Annotated in this window: 13 protein-coding genes; 2 read left to right on the forward strand and 11 right to left on the reverse strand. The window is 59.4% G+C overall.

Features of this window, described 5'->3' with window-relative positions; translation table 11 throughout:
- Nucleotides 1-47 precede the first annotated feature (47 nt).
- Nucleotides 48-2,711 carry an ATP-dependent chaperone ClpB gene (clpB, locus tag BN1012_RS12625; protein ID WP_081826384.1) on the reverse strand — a complete coding sequence of 888 codons (2,664 nt, stop codon included), beginning with the start codon at nucleotides 2,709-2,711 and terminating at the stop codon, nucleotides 48-50.
- A 288-nt stretch (nucleotides 2,712-2,999) separates the two neighbouring features.
- Between clpB and BN1012_RS12630 the strand changes: the two genes are divergently transcribed.
- Nucleotides 3,000-3,794, forward strand: a complete 795-nt coding sequence (locus BN1012_RS12630; protein WP_043949877.1) for an MOSC domain-containing protein — start codon at nucleotides 3,000-3,002, stop codon at nucleotides 3,792-3,794.
- Between the two features lie 27 nt (nucleotides 3,795-3,821).
- On the opposite strand, the gene BN1012_RS17920 is transcribed toward BN1012_RS12630, so the two are convergent.
- From BN1012_RS17920 to BN1012_RS12660, 6 genes are all read right to left on the reverse strand, one after another.
- Nucleotides 3,822-4,409 (reverse strand): DUF4167 domain-containing protein, encoded by a 588-nt coding sequence (locus tag BN1012_RS17920; RefSeq protein ID WP_052535251.1) that lies wholly within the window; start codon nucleotides 4,407-4,409, stop codon nucleotides 3,822-3,824.
- Nucleotides 4,410-4,877: 468 nt separating this feature from the next.
- A complete protein-coding gene (gene prmC, locus BN1012_RS12640; protein WP_052535253.1) occupies nucleotides 4,878-5,759 on the reverse strand; it encodes a peptide chain release factor N(5)-glutamine methyltransferase in 882 nt (293 codons plus the stop codon).
- Complete coding sequence (gene prfA / locus BN1012_RS12645) at nucleotides 5,756-6,841, reverse strand: peptide chain release factor 1 (protein ID WP_043949878.1); 1,086 nt, start codon at nucleotides 6,839-6,841, stop codon at nucleotides 5,756-5,758. The genes prmC and prfA overlap by 4 nt, the downstream gene beginning before the upstream one ends.
- A gap of 57 nt (nucleotides 6,842-6,898) precedes the next feature.
- Nucleotides 6,899-8,104, reverse strand: a complete 1,206-nt coding sequence (locus BN1012_RS12650; protein ID WP_043949879.1) for a helix-turn-helix domain-containing protein — start codon at nucleotides 8,102-8,104, stop codon at nucleotides 6,899-6,901.
- A gap of 216 nt (nucleotides 8,105-8,320) precedes the next feature.
- Nucleotides 8,321-10,531 carry a phosphoenolpyruvate--protein phosphotransferase gene (gene ptsP / locus BN1012_RS12655; protein ID WP_043949880.1) on the reverse strand — a complete coding sequence of 737 codons (2,211 nt, stop codon included), beginning with the start codon at nucleotides 10,529-10,531 and terminating at the stop codon, nucleotides 8,321-8,323.
- A gap of 246 nt (nucleotides 10,532-10,777) precedes the next feature.
- Complete coding sequence (locus BN1012_RS12660; RefSeq protein WP_043951057.1) at nucleotides 10,778-12,049, reverse strand: aspartate kinase; 1,272 nt, start codon at nucleotides 12,047-12,049, stop codon at nucleotides 10,778-10,780.
- Nucleotides 12,050-12,248: 199 nt separating this feature from the next.
- Between BN1012_RS12660 and ubiG the strand changes: the two genes are divergently transcribed.
- Nucleotides 12,249-13,019 (forward strand): bifunctional 2-polyprenyl-6-hydroxyphenol methylase/3-demethylubiquinol 3-O-methyltransferase UbiG, encoded by a 771-nt coding sequence (gene ubiG, locus BN1012_RS12665; RefSeq protein ID WP_043949881.1) that lies wholly within the window; start codon nucleotides 12,249-12,251, stop codon nucleotides 13,017-13,019.
- A 7-nt stretch (nucleotides 13,020-13,026) separates the two neighbouring features.
- Here ubiG and BN1012_RS12670 read toward each other — a convergent pair whose 3' ends face one another.
- Genes BN1012_RS12670 through grxC form a run of 4 tightly spaced genes read right to left on the reverse strand, consistent with a single transcriptional unit; the run spans nucleotide 13,027 to nucleotide 15,009 of the window.
- A complete protein-coding gene (locus BN1012_RS12670; RefSeq protein ID WP_043949882.1) occupies nucleotides 13,027-13,395 on the reverse strand; it encodes a hypothetical protein in 369 nt (122 codons plus the stop codon).
- A 31-nt stretch (nucleotides 13,396-13,426) separates the two neighbouring features.
- On the reverse strand, nucleotides 13,427-13,894 hold the full coding sequence (locus BN1012_RS12675) for a DUF1178 family protein (protein WP_043949883.1): 468 nt from the start codon (nucleotides 13,892-13,894) through the stop codon (nucleotides 13,427-13,429).
- Complete coding sequence (locus BN1012_RS12680; protein WP_043949884.1) at nucleotides 13,891-14,751, reverse strand: carbon-nitrogen hydrolase family protein; 861 nt, start codon at nucleotides 14,749-14,751, stop codon at nucleotides 13,891-13,893. The genes BN1012_RS12675 and BN1012_RS12680 overlap by 4 nt, the downstream gene beginning before the upstream one ends.
- A 3-nt stretch (nucleotides 14,752-14,754) precedes the next feature.
- Complete coding sequence (gene grxC / locus BN1012_RS12685) at nucleotides 14,755-15,009, reverse strand: glutaredoxin 3 (protein WP_043949885.1); 255 nt, start codon at nucleotides 15,007-15,009, stop codon at nucleotides 14,755-14,757.
- Nucleotides 15,010-15,048: the final 39 nt, after the last annotated feature.

Genomic DNA, 15,048 nt, shown 5'->3' on the forward strand with positions numbered 1-15,048 from the left:
AGGGCGGCTCAAACGAGCCGCCCTTTCTTTTTGTCTGATACGCGACGCTAGTGCACGACGGGCCCTTCCGGGTCGTCACCAACCGGTGGGACGGTCGGCAAATCGGAGCCAAGCCCGCCAAAATCAGCGCTTACATCGCGGCCATTGATGATCAGGCCACCTTCGCCCGCATCCACCTTGACGGTTTCGCCATCATGGACAGCGCCCTCAAGCACAAGCTCTGCAAGGGGGTCCTGCAGGGCGCGCTGGATGACACGCTTCAAGGGACGTGCCCCATAGGCGGGGTCATAGCCCTTCTCAGCCATCCACAGCTTGGCAGCTTCTGTCAGCTCCAGCGTGATCTTGCGGCCCTCCAGCAGGCGCATGAGGCCGCCCATCTGGATATCCACAATGCCGGACATCTGATCGCGTCCCAGACGATGGAACAGGATGATCTCGTCCAACCGGTTGAGGAATTCAGGCCGGAAATGCATCCGCACAGACCCCATCACCTGCTCACGCACGGCTTCGGAGTCTTCGCCATCGGCCTGCGCCACCAGATACTCAGCGCCCATATTGGACGTCATGATGATCAGCGTGTTGCGGAAGTCGACGGTGCGGCCCTGCCCGTCTGTCAGGCGTCCGTCATCGAGCACCTGCAGCAGGACGTTAAACACGTCTGGATGCGCCTTCTCGATCTCGTCAAACAGCACGACCTGGTAGGGCCGCCTGCGAACGGCTTCGGTCAGTGCGCCGCCTTCCTCGTAGCCCACATAGCCCGGAGGCGCCCCGATCAAACGGGCAACCGAGTGCTTCTCCATGTATTCGGACATGTCCATGCGAACGATGGCGCTGTCATCATCAAACAGGAAGCCCGCCAGAGCCTTTGTGAGCTCCGTCTTGCCGACGCCCGTTGGCCCGAGGAACATGAAGGACCCAATCGGCCTGTTGGGGTCCTGCAGACCCGCACGGGCCCGCCGCACGGCACGGCTGACGGCCGCCACAGCTTCCTTCTGGCCAATCACGCGATTTGCCAGTGCAGACTCCATCTGCAGCAGCTTCTCGCGCTCACCTTCCAGCATCTTGTCGACGGGAATGCCCGTCCAGCGCGAGACGATGCCCGCCACATGCTCGTCGGTCACTTCTTCGTCCAGCATCGCGCCGGCGTCCACGTCTTCAGGTTCCGCCAGCTTCTTTTCAAGCTCGGGAATGATGCCGTAAGCAAGCTCACTGGCCTGTTCCAGATTGCCCGCACGCTGCGCCTTCTCAAGGTCACCGCGCGCCTGATCCAACTGCTCTTTCAGCTTCTGGGAGCCCGCGAGTTTTTCCTTCTCGCCTTCCCAGCGCGCTGTCAGCTCAGACGCCCGCTGTTCAAGCTCAGCCAGGTCCTTCTCAAGCGTTTCAAGACGATCCTTGGACGCTGAGTCGGTTTCCTTCTTGAGGGCTTCACGCTCAATCTTAAGCTGGATGACACGCCGGTCGAGCTCATCAAGCTCTTCGGGTTTGGAATCCACCTGCATCCGCAACCGGCTGGCGGCTTCATCCACGAGGTCAATCGCCTTGTCCGGCAAAAACCGCTCGGTGATGTAGCGATCACTCAGCTGGGCCGCAGCCACGATGGCGCTGTCGGTGATTCTCACCCCGTGATGCAGCTCGTATTTTTCTTTCAGCCCACGGAGAATCGAAATCGTGTCTTCGATTGTCGGCTCGTTGACCATCACCGGCTGAAAGCGACGGGCCAGAGCAGCGTCTTTTTCAACGTGCTTGCGGTACTCGTCCAGCGTGGTGGCGCCGATACAGTGCAGCTCACCGCGCGCCAGAGCAGGCTTGAGCAGGTTTGAGGCATCCATCGCCCCGTCTGTCTTGCCGGCACCCACGAGCGTGTGCATTTCATCGATGAACAGGATGATCTGGCCATCAGCGGATGTGACTTCGTTGAGAACCGCCTTGAGGCGCTCCTCAAACTCACCGCGATATTTGGCACCAGCAATCAGCGAGCCCATGTCGAGCGCCAGCAGAGACTTCTGCTTGAGGCTCTCGGGCACGTCTCCATTGACGATTCGCAGCGCCAGACCTTCCGCAATGGCAGTCTTGCCGACGCCCGGCTCACCAATGAGCACGGGATTGTTCTTGGTCCGGCGGGACAGAACCTGGATCGTCCGGCGAATTTCTTCGTCGCGGCCAATCACCGGGTCGAGTTTGCCGTCCCGCGCAACCTGCGTCAGGTCACGGGCATATTTCTTGAGCGCGTCATACTGGTCCTCAGCCCCGGCACTGTCGGCCGTGCGGCCCTTGCGCAGATCCTGAATTGCGGTGTTAAGCCCCGTGGGCGTCACGCCCGCTTCCTTGAGCGCTTTGCCGGCATCAGTCTGTGTCGCCATGACGAGGGCAAGCAGCACCCGTTCAGCGGTGACAAAACTGTCGCCTTCCTTCTTGGAGATTTCTTCCGCCGTATCGAACACGCGCGCGGTTTCCGGCGCGAGATACAGCTGTCCGGCACCCGTCCCTTCCACCTTGGGAAGCTTGTCGAGTGTCAGTTCAATGGCCTGCAGCGCCACATCAGGGCGTCCACCGGCTTTGCGAATAAGATTTGCAGCCAGACCTTCCTCGTCATCGAGGAGGACCTTGAGCATGTGCTCCGGCTTGAATTGTTGATGGCCTTCGCGAACGGCCAGCCCCTGCGCAGATTGCAGAAAGCCTTTTACGCGATCTGTATAGCTCTCGAGATTCATCGAGGTCCCTCTTTTCAGCCCTTATTGGCACTGTATGAAACGTCCCCATTCGGGCAACGTTCCGGAGTTATGTTTGACGCAAGATCGCCCAAAAGAGGCACGTTCCTGCCCATTACATGTGGTGTGCCATTTGAGCCACACAAGTGCCCAGCTTCACAAAGCAGCAAAAAATCGAGGCGAAAGCCGCTGATTTGACAAGGCTACCCCATCAAGGTTGCCATGACGTTCACACGAAGATGACCTTCACAACACGCCGGCCACCTCACGAGTTTGGAGAAACGACCCAAAATGGCTGATTCCCGCGTTACAGCGCTCTACCGCTACCCCGTCAAAGGCCTGTCACCGGAGGAACTGCCAAAAGTCAGCCTCAAAGCGGGCGGCACCATGCCCTGGGATCGCGCATTTGCCATTGAAAACGGGACAACGGACTTTGACCCCGCCGACCCGCAATACTTCCCGAAGACCAAGTTCCTGATGCTGGCAAAGAACGAGCGGCTGGCGACACTGGAAACCCGTTTCGACGATGACAGCGGCACGTTGACGGTCCTGCGCCGCGACAAGGGCGGGAAAGCCAAGCAGGTGGCCAAAGGCGACATCACCTCACGCATTGGCCGTCAGCTGATCGAGCACTTTTTGACCAGTTACATGGAAGACGATCTGCGCGGACCACCGCGCATCGTGACAGTGCCGGACGCTGCGGGCGCCGGATTTTCGTTTTCTGATGTGCCGATGAAAGTTCTGTCGCTCATCAATTTAGCAAGCGTGCGTGATCTGGAGCGGGTCACCGGCGAACCGGTGGATCCACTTCGTTTCCGCGGCAATGTCTATGTGGATGGGTTGCCCGCCTGGAGCGAGCTGGAGTGGGAGAACAAGACGTTCTCCATCGGGTCGTTAAAGGTAAAAGGGATTCTGCGCACCCAGCGCTGCGCCGCGACCAACGTCAATCCAACGACCGCCAAGCGGGACATGAATGTGCCCCAGACCTTGCGCATCGGCTATGGCCACATGGACATGGGGCTGTATTGCGAAGTGTTGGAAGACGGAAATCTTGCGACCGGTGATGTTCTGACACCACCGGCCTGATCAACGTGCAGGCGAATAATACCTGCCTTAAGCAGGCTCACTCACCGCATCATCCGTATCGCCCTCAGGTGCCGGCGCAGGCTTCAGCTTGATGACTTCCGCCTCATTGGGGGATGAATCGTCATCATCACCGCCTGTATCAGCATTTGTGTCCGCATCCGCACGATTGCCATCCACTTCTGCGGCTTCGGTCTTCTCCTGGACGTTGTCGCGACGCCGGCGGCCCCGGCGACGATTGCCGCCATCACGTCCACCGTCAGACTTTTCAGCGTTTCCGTCTGCGGAGTCGCCATCGCCATTGCCGTTGGCTTCCGCTTCTGCCGCCGCACGTTGCTCGCGTTGCTCACGCTGTTGCTGGTTTTGCTGCTGCGTCTCAAGCACCATGCGGTAATAGTGTTCCGCGTGCTGAAGATAGTTTTCAGCACCCACACGGTCTCCGCTGGCTGCCGCGTCGCGGGCAAGCTGCTGGTACTTTTCGCTGATGTGGCTCGCGTTACCGCGAATCTTCACATCCGGCCCGTTACTTTCATACGACCGGTTGGCATTGTTGCCACCGCCACCACCAGGCTTGCGCCCACGGCCGCGTGATCTGTTGTTCTGCTTGTTATTCGCCACTGTGTGTTCCCATTACGTGGTCAAAACATCTGTCAGGGTCGGCACATCGCATGGCGACATGCCGTACCACTGAAATTTTGGACGAGCCGGGATCACTCTCCCGGCGTCATCATGTGTCGTCTTGCTTTTGGCGGTTTTTCAAGCGCGCTGGGCCCATATGGCCGCGCCGCTCAGTTTCTGCCGCAAAACTGCTATTCCCGATATTGACCCTGCAAGCCGCTGCCACCGCATCCATTCAAACTCAGCCTGCGCATGAATCGGCGCGGGCAAAGTACATGTCACCAACCGCTTTATTCCTGAGGCCTGTGACAATCACAGGGTTCATTTTCGCGGTCTGTGGTGGGCAGGAGAGCGCCTCAAAAGGCCGGAGCGCACATATGCGCGTATCCCCTTGACTTCAACCTAGCCCCTCACCCGGCCCAAACCAAGCCCTTTTTGGTTAAGGCGGAAAACACCGTAAACCAGCCGTCAATGGCGTGGCGCGCGGGCCACAATGACCCGGGGACGCCCCGCCAGGTCGCGCAGCATGCCAAGACCCGGGCCAAACACGCTGGCCCCGACACCGGACAGGATCCCTTGAACAGCGGCAGCCTGAGTCGGCCCGATTTCAAAAGCCAGGAGCGCGCCAGGCAACGCAACGAGCGGCAACTGTCCAGCGATCCGCCGATAAGGCTCCAGACCATCAGCGCCCCCGTCCAACGCTCGCATCGGGTCATGCCCGCGCACGTCACGCATCAGACCCGGCAACTCCCCGCGAGCGATATAGGGGGGATTGGAAACAACCACATCCGCCAGGCGGGTCGGCACCCGCCCCCAGTCAGACAGGACGAACGCCGCCCGATCATCAACCCCGATTGCTCGGGCATTGGCCCGCGCCATCCGCAGCGCGCCGTATGACAGATCAGACCCCAGCCCGCGTGCCTGCGGCAAAGCGGAAAGCAGTGCCAGCAATATGGCGCCGGCCCCCGTTCCCAGATCGCGAATGAAAGGACGCCGTCGCCCACCCACACGGTCCAGCACGGCAGCAACCAGCGTTTCGGTATCAGGGCGCGGATCCAGCGTGTCGCCGGACACACCAAGCTCCAGCCCCCAGAATTCACGGCGGCCCAGGATGCGCGAGACAGGTTTTCCCTGAGATCGCGCGTCCAGAAACATCTGAAATGTCTGTCCGGCCTCGGGCGCAATGGCGTCATCGCCATGCATCACCAGTGCTTCATGGCTCAACCCAGAAGCAGCCTGAAGCAGCACGCGCGCATCAAGCGCCGCTGTTTCAATGTCATGCTGAGTGAGAAACGCCCGCCCTCGCGATAGCGCCTGCGACAGGGTTTCACCTGTCACATGGGCACTCACGCGTCTTCAGGCTCGTTGATGGCAGCAAGGCGCGCGGCCTGATCTTCCGTAATCAGCGCATCCACAACTTCATCCAGCGCATCGCCGGCAATCACCTGATCCAGCTTGTACAGCGTCAGATTGATCCGGTGATCCGTCACGCGGCCCTGGGGAAAATTATATGTCCGAATGCGCTCGGACCGGTCGCCAGAGCCAACCTGGCCACGCCGTGCTTCGGCGCGTTCCGCATCCACCTTGGCGCGCTCTGCATCAAATATCCGGGCCCGGAGAATCTTCATGCCCTTGGCGCGGTTCTTGTGTTGCGATTTTTCATCCTGCTGCGACACCACAATGCCGGTGGGAATATGGGTAATGCGCACGGCACTGTCCGTCGTATTGACTGACTGGCCACCGGGGCCTGAGGCACGGAACACATCAACGCGCAGATCTTTTTCTTCGATCTGGACGTCCACTTCTTCGGCTTCGGGCAGCACGGCAACGGTCGCTGCCGACGTATGGATGCGTCCTGATCCTTCCGTCTCCGGCACCCGCTGAACACGGTGCACGCCGGATTCGTATTTCAACCGGGCAAACACGCCTTCGCCCTTGATGCCGGCAATGACTTCCTTGTAGCCACCAACGTCGCCTTCGGACACGGAAATGATCTCCAGCTTCCACCCGTGCAATTCCGCGTAGCGCTGATACATACGAAATAGGCTGCCGGCAAAAAGAGCTGCTTCATCACCGCCAGTGCCTGCGCGCACTTCAAGAATGGCGTCGCGGGCGTCTGCAACGTCTTTTGGCAGAAGCAGGATGGAAATCTCATGCTCGATGTCGGGAATGCTAGCCTCAAGCTCAGCGCGCTCTTCACTCGCCATCTCGCGCATGTCCGCGTCGAGACCCTCGTCGTCAAGCATGACCGAAAGATCGGCCAGCTCTGTGCGCGCGCTCTGTAGCTTGCGCGCAGCGGCAACCACCGGCTGGAGTTCAGCAAACTCCTTCGACAGCGCCACATAGGCGTCAGGATCCGGATTGTCAGACATCTTAGCTTCAAGATCAGCCTGACGGGCCAGCAATTGTTCGATTTTTTGCTCGGAGAGCATGGGGGCCAACGCTACTTGAGGGAAACGAGAGACGGCTTGTTAGGCTGCCGCGTATCGCTACTGCCCTGAAAGCGTGGCCGGATCAAGGGGCATGTCCGCAAGGACCTTCCCGTTTGGACCCGCAGCACCCGCCGATTTGCCATCTACGAAGAGCTGCAATGCGCCTGCATTGCGCGTGGCCAGTACCATGCCGGTGCGGTTTGGCGCCCGATAGCTTTCACCTGCCCGAAGCGTGCGCGACAGTAATACGTTGCCATCCCCATCTTCGACCCGGACCCATGTCTGCGCATTGGCACGAATGAAAATGCGGCTGTCATGGTTCTGCTGACCGTAAACAAAGCCTTCCCAGGCACGCTCGGCACCGGTTTCAAGCGGAGATACCTGGTCTTCAGAAGGGGTCGTCGCTGCGGGAGCAACTGTTGGTTCTTGTGCAGCTGCTGTTTCCGTCGCCGCTTCACCTTCACCCCCGGAGGCCTCATCGGAGATTGCGCCCGGAGTGCCATCAGCACCTGTCTGGGCAGCTGTGTCCACCTCAGCGGTCGTATTGGTTTCACCAGCTGCATTATCAGTTTGAGGTGCCGCTGCACCAGACACGTCGCCCGTAGCACTTGCTGCCGTACCACCGTCGGTTGCCTCAGCAGATTCACCGCCGTCAGGACCTGTCTCGGCGGCACCTGCCGCAGCTGAACCACGTTCTACAGCCGTGCGCGGCAGCGATGCCGGACGTACGACTGGCGCGACGCGCGTTTCAGGAACCACGCTTGGCACACCTGTTGTGCGTTCTTCAACGACACGGTCAGCCGACACCGTCAGTGTCCACACACCGTAGAGGGCCGCCAGCGCCAAAACGGCAACCACCACAAATGCGCCACGCGGTATCCGCGATTCTTCTTCAGCTTCAGGGAACACCAGCGCGGGACCAGAAGTCTTTGCGGCATCAAACTCGGCCTTGAAAGCCGTCACGATCTCAACTTCATCGAGACCGAGATACTCTGCATACGTCCGAACAAACCCGATGGAGTAAGCACGGCCAGGCAGCGCATCAAAGTCGCCGCCTTCGATGGCTTCAATCTGATCACGGCGAATGCGCAACTGACTGGCGACGGCAGAAATGTCCTCGCCCAATGCAAGTCGAGCCGCATGCATCTGAGCACCGGTAGTTCCGCGCGGTTCGGGATTGTCATCCTGAATGTCGCGCAGGTGCAGCCGTCGCGTCGAACGAACCGATGCGTCTTCCAGATTGAGTTTAGTCACTTTGCCCATAATTACGGCCTGCGTGTCCCCATTGGCGCCTGGATGCCGTGCCCTACCAGGGCATCTCATGTCGCCGAAACCAATATGTGTCCCGTACCTGCGCGCCTCGAAGCATATCCAAATACAACCCAGGGACCGCGCAGCTTGTGGATAACTACCCCTCAGGATGTCAGAAGATGGTTACTAAACAAAAAACCACCCGTAACTGCAATGGTTTAGGGCTGTTTAGAGCGGAATCTTGTTGTCGAAGGCAAATTCGGCCAGCTGCGAGCGAAGGCTGCTGTCCGGCAGGCTGAGACGCTCATTCACAAAGTCCGCGAGCTTGCCCGCGTCCAGTTCCAAGATCATGGCCTTCACCGGCCCAACCGCAGCAGGCGGAATGGAGAGCGTCCGGAAGCCAAGTGCGACCAGCGTCATGGCCTCAAGCGGGCGACCGGCCATCTCCCCGCACAGGGATACCGGCACATCGTGAACACCGCACTGGGCCACCACATGCTGCAAAAACGACAGAACTGCGGGACTTAGCAGGTCATACCGGTCGCCGACCCGGGGATTCCCCCGGTCGCTGGCAAAGAAGAACTGCAGCAGGTCGTTCGAGCCGATGGAAATAAAATCCACCAACGGCAGCAGGGCATCCAGCTGCCATGCCAAAGACGGCACCTCAAGCATCGACCCTACTTTGATGTCCAACGGTCTGGGATGGCCAAGCCGCTGCAGGCGCGCGAGCTCCTTGTCTAGAAGCTCCCGCGCCGCCTGAAATTCACTCACCTGCGCAACCATGGGAAACATCAAACGCAGATTACGCCCGGCTGCCGCCTGCAAAAGAGCCCGCAGCTGATACCGCAACAGCCCCGGCCGATCGAGCGCAATACGGATCGCCCGCCAGCCCAGAGCCGGATTTTCTTCTTTGGCATGAGCCAGATAGGGCAGCACCTTGTCGCCACCCACATCAAGGGTGCGGAACGTCACCGGCTTGTCGCCCGCCTCGTCCAGCACTTCCGTATAGAATGCCTGCTGCTCGGACAGTTTGGGCATGGCGGATGCAATGAGAAACTGCAGCTCGGTCCTGAACAGGCCGATGCCATCCGCACCTGCTTCGTGCAGATGCGGCAGATCGACCATGAGGCCTGCATTGATCGTCAACGACACAGCGATGCCGTCCTTCGTCACCGCCGGTTTGTCGCGCAGCTCGCGGAACTGCGCCTGCCGCTTGGCCCGAAAACGCGCTTTTTCAGAATATGAATCGACGATTTCCGAAGACGGCAGAGCGTAGACTTCGCCAGTGTCACCATCGGCAATAACAGCATCACCTGCTTCCAGCAGATCCGTAATGCCTTCCACGCGGCCAATCATCGGGATGCCAAGCGCGCGGGCCACGATGGACACATGCGCCGTCGCAGATCCTTCCTCCAGTACCAGGGCACGCAGCTTGTCGCTGTCATAATCCAGCAGTTCAGCGGGGCCCATGTTGCGCGCAATGATGATGGCGTCGGTCGGCAGATCGTCACCGGCCGCGGTCAATGGCACACCAACAAGATGACTCAACAGCCGGTTGGCGAGATCATCAAGATCGTGAAGCCGCTCACGCAGATAGGGGTCGGTCTGCCGCATGAGCCGCGCGCGGGTTTCGTTCTGCACCCGCTCAACAGCCGCTTCAGCCGTCAGACCGCTCTCAATCGCTTCACGCAGACGCGCCAACCACCCGCGGTCATTCGCAAACATGCGGTACGTTTCGAGGATTTCACGATGCTCGCCTGCCCGCCCCAGATTGTCTCCCGACAACATGGCGTCAACCTGCGCCCGCAACTGGCCGATGGCCTCTTCAATACGGCCAAGCTCCTCGCCGGTATCCTCGGCAATGATCTTGGTGACGTGAAATCTCGGCTGGTGCAGGACCGCATGGCCAAGGGCGATGCCTTCAGAGATTGCAACGCCGTGGTGATGCATGGCGCGGTCATCAACCAGTTCGGCTTCATGCAGCGCCGCCAGGTTCACCAGCTCGCCGGACGCCACCATCTCCGCCAGCACCATGGCCACGGTTTCGAGCGCTTCCATCTCTTCCAGCTTGTAGGCGCGCGTTGTGGCGTTTTGAACCGCAAGCACGCCAAGCACACGCCCGGACCGCAGCAGCGGCACACCGAGATAGGAAAGATAGGGGTCTTCGCCGGTCTCAGGGCGATGGGCAAAGGCCGGGTGCTGCTGCGCATGGGACAGAGCTAATGGTCGCGCTGTTTGCGCAACCGTACCGACCAGACCTTCGCCAAGCGCCAGGAACGTATTGTGTACGGCTTCGGCACGCAGTCCTTCAGTCGCAAACAGCTCCAACCGGTTGTCGGGCTGCAGCAGGTAGATGGAGCACACTTCTGCCACCATATTGGAGGCAATCAGGCGCACTACAGCCTGCAGCCGGTCATCAGCTGACCCGGACTGTGCCATCACTTCCCGAAGGCTTCTCAATAATGTGCGCGGACCGTGCGCTGTCGCTACCACCGGCGGCTAACCTCTATCGCTATATGTCGCTGGACTGGAGACGCGAGCGCGTCGCCAAATACAAGTGCCGCAAAAAAGCGGCTCAAATTTGATCTACAAATAAGATCATCATGAATGCAGCACTTATAGCATGGGCAGGAGTGCCCGACGCGCTATTGACCCTACTAGGTCCGCCACACCTGTTTACCTGTGCTAGGCCGCTTCGCCGTCAAGGCCGTAGGCCGTATGCAATGCACGCACCGCAAGCTCCGTGTATTCCGCATCAATGAGCACACTGACCTTGATCTCGGATGTGGAGATCACATGAATATTGATGTTGCGGTCAGCAAGGGCACGGAACATTTTTTGTGCGACGCCTGTGTGACTGCGCATACCAACGCCGATCACAGAGATCTTCGACACATCACCATCTGCAATGAGGTGCTGGTAGCCGATCTCGTCCTTGGCTGCTTCGATGACGGCGCGTGCCTTGTCCAGCTCCGCATGGCTGACCGTAAACGTCAGGTCAGTCATCGAGCCATCCTCGGACACATTCTGCACGATCATGTCGACATTCATGCCGGCATCGGCCAGCGGGCCAAAAATGGCCGCTGAAACACCCGGCTTGTCAGCCACTTTCACCAGCGTGATCTTTGCTTCATCGCGCGAATACGCAATGCCGGTTACGAGTTCCTGTTCCACAATTTCCTCCTCGTCGCAGACGAGCGTTCCTGGCAGGTCTGAATTGCCGTTTGTCGCAGCCACAAGTTCGGGCGCGTCGGGATCATCAAAGGACGAGCGCACAAGCACCCTGACCTGATGGGTCATCGCCATGCCAACGGATCGCGTCTGCAGCACCTTGGCACCCTGGCTGGCCATCTCCAGCATTTCTTCATAGGTGATCTTGCCAAGCTTACGCGCACGCGGCGTCATCCGCGGGTCAGTCGTGTAAACCCCGTCCACATCCGTATAGATATCACACCGGTCAGCATTCAATGCGGCGGCGAGCGCCACGGCGCTGGTATCAGAGCCACCGCGCCCAAGCGTTGCGATGCGATTGTTTTCGCCAATGCCCTGAAAGCCTGCGACCACGGCTACGCGGCCTTCGGCAAAGGCCTGCTCCATGGCATCCGTCTCAATCGCCTCGATGCGCGCCGCACCATGCACACCGGTTGTGCGAATGGGGATCTGCCACCCAAGCCAGGAGCGCGCGGGGACGCCCATGTCACTCAGCGTGATGGCAAGCAGGCCGGAGGTGATCTGTTCACCGGCCGATACAACGGCATCATATTCGCGCGCATCATGAAGCGGGGCTGCTTCCTTGCACCAATCCACAAGCTGGTTTGTGGTCCCCGCCATGGCAGACACGACAACGGCCACTTCATTGCCCGCGTCCACTTCGCGCTTCACATGCGCCGCCACCACGCGGATACGTTTAATATCCGCGACGGACGTTCCGCCGAATTTGAGCACCAGACGCGCCATGTGACCTGTCAGCACACCGGCCAGCCATCGCTGGACCAATTGGCTCGGTGCGCCATATCCTTGTTGAAACTGATAGATACACGCCTTGAAACCGGCTCTGTGAACCGCCAAAACGCGGCGTACACATACAGGCAGCGCCATCCGGCTGCAACCAGCCCGGCTCAACTCGTGCACATTTGAGGAACACCCCATGGCAGCTATGCCAGAGGCTTCATCGAAGACCGATAGTCCCCAGAATGGGACCGTAGATGCGCAGGAAATAGCCAAATTCTCCGCAATGGCGGCTGAATGGTGGGACCCGCACGGCAAGTTCCGGCCATTGCACAAATTCAATCCGACCCGCCTGGCCTACATTCGCGAGCATGTTTCGGCCCATTTTGGCCGCGCCGCTGACGTTCCCCAGCCTCTTGAAGGTCTGCGCCTGCTGGATATCGGCTGTGGCGGCGGCCTGCTGTCAGAACCGATGACCCGCCTTGGTGCTAAAGTCACAGGGGCAGACGCTGGCGAAAAAAACATCAAGACAGCATCCGTCCACGCTCAAGAGCAGGGTCTTGAGATCGACTACCGGCACACCACGGCAGAAGCGCTGGCGCAAGCCGGAGAGCAGTTCGATGTCATCTTGAACATGGAAGTCATCGAGCATGTCGCCGACACACAGGTTTTCATGAAGGAATGTGCGGCCTGCCTGAAACCAGGTGGTCTGATGATTGTTGCCACCCTCAACCGCACGGCGCGCGCCTTTGCGCTGGCTATTGTCGGCGCTGAATACGTACTGGGCTGGCTGCCGCGCGGCACCCATGAGTGGAGCAAGTTCATCACGCCCGACGAAATGCGTCAGATGATGGTCACGTCCGGCCTCACGCCTGGAGAGTTGACCGGCGTGAGCTTCAATCCGTTGGCGGACAAATGGTCCACGTCGCACGACACTGCAGTGAACTACATGCAGACGGCAACCAAACAGTCAGCTTAGGCGACCGCTATTCTTCGGTGAACTCGTACTCAGCGACTTCGCACACATCAACGTCCTCATCGGTCACTTCATCGCCGTCCAGAAACACGGCTTTGAAATCATACCGGCAGGCATTGCTGCCATCATCGATGTTGATGACTACATTATCCCCCGGCACGAGAACGTCCTGACCCAGAATATCTTCTTCCCAGGTCTTGGATGCGATGGAAGACGCATAAAACTCCATCATGGCCACGCTGGTATTGTTCACGATGCGCACCCTGCGGTCTTCGTCATCAGCGCTTGCGGCGGATGAAACACCCAGCACCAGCCCCACCGCAACAATCGCGGCCAGATTGGCGTTGGCGACAGATTTGACAATCGATCTGAAATTCATGATTTGCCCCCAAATATTGGCGGCTTAGGCCCTAATTCGACTTCCTGCGCTTGGCGGGAATTGGCGCGACCGCAACCCCATCTTCAATCAGGTCACGGGCTTCTTCAAGGGTGGCTTCACCGTAGATCTGCCGCATCTCGGTTTCCTTGTTATGGATCGCGCGGGCCTCATCAGCAAAATTATCGCCGACATACTCGGCATTTGCCTCCACGTGAGAGCGGACTTTGTCCATGAAAGCCGCAAGTTCCTTGGCCGCCTTCAACGCCTCACCACCATCTCCCTTGAGTGCAAGAGGCGGAGGTGTTGCTTCGGCCGCTCCGGATTTCTGGTTGCTCTTGCGGCCAATGGCGGGCGCCATCAATGACTTTTCAACCTTGGGCGTTCCACACACGACACAGGACAGATGGCCCTGCTCGGCCAAGGCATCGAAGGCATCGCTTGAGGCAAACCAGGATTCAAATTCATGGCCGTCGGCGCATATGAGGCTGTAGCGGATCATTGCGCCGACAATGGTGCGACTTCAGACGCATGCCGCAATGCAAAATCGCGATCATGCGTGAGCGATGGAATGCGCGATCGCGCCTCCTCGACTTTTGCAGGATCGATATCTGCGCACACAAAACCAGTCTCTAGGCCACCATCGACAAGCACCTCACCCCATGGGTCAATGATCAGACTGTGCCCGTAGGTCTTGCGGCCGTTCTCATGGGTGCCGGATTGCGCCGCGGCAAACACAAATGCGCCTGTCTCAATTGCCCGGGCCCGCAGCAAGACGTGCCAATGCGCTTCGCCCGTCACCTGCGTAAACGCCGAAGGGACGGTCAGGTACTCAGCGCCCGCCTGCGCCAGCGTGCGGTAGAGATCAGGAAAGCGAAGGTCGTAGCAGACGGTCAGTCCAACAGTGCCAAACCCCGTCTGGGCCAACACGGCATCACCGCCTGGCCGATAACTCTTGGATTCAAGATAGCTCTCCCCATTGGGCAGAGACACGTCAAACATATGGATCTTGTCATAGCGCGCATGAATGCGCCCATCCGGTCCCATCAGAAAGGAGCGGTTGGCAACCTTGTCTTCGGACACCTTGATGGCTAGGGACCCGACGCTCAACCAGATGCCCAGATCCGCCGCGAGAGCCGCGAGATCGCGAACCGCCGGCGTGTCGTCTTCAGGTTTCACAGCTGCAAGCAGATGTTTGCCACCGGATTCCATCAGCAAGGTGTTTTCAGGCGTGCAAATAAATCCGGCTCCGTTGCGCGCGGCGTCACGCACAAGGTCGCTTGCAGCCTCGATGTTGGTGGCGGGCTCACGGCCAGAGCACAGCGTTACACAAGCGGCGCGGAACGGAGCGGCGCTCATGGCCTAGCTGGCCAGCAACGGGTCGAGGGCACCCTTGGATTCAAGCGCATAGAGGTCATCGCACCCACCCACATGGGTATCGCCGACAAAGATCTGAGGGACGCTGGTACGGCCGGTGCGGTCAATCATCTTGTCGCGGGCGCCGGGGATGGCCATGACGTCCACTTCTTCATAGTCCACGCCCTTGTCGCGCAGCAGCGCCTTGGCCCGGTGGCAATAGGGGCAGATCTGGGTGGTGTAAATCTGGACTTTGCTCATGAATTCACCTGCATGTGCAGCAACTTGGCTGCTTGTCTG

It is taken from the genome of Candidatus Phaeomarinobacter ectocarpi, from assembly GCF_000689395.1.
Classification (GTDB): Bacteria; Pseudomonadota; Alphaproteobacteria; order CGMCC-115125; family CGMCC-115125; genus Pyruvatibacter; species Pyruvatibacter ectocarpi.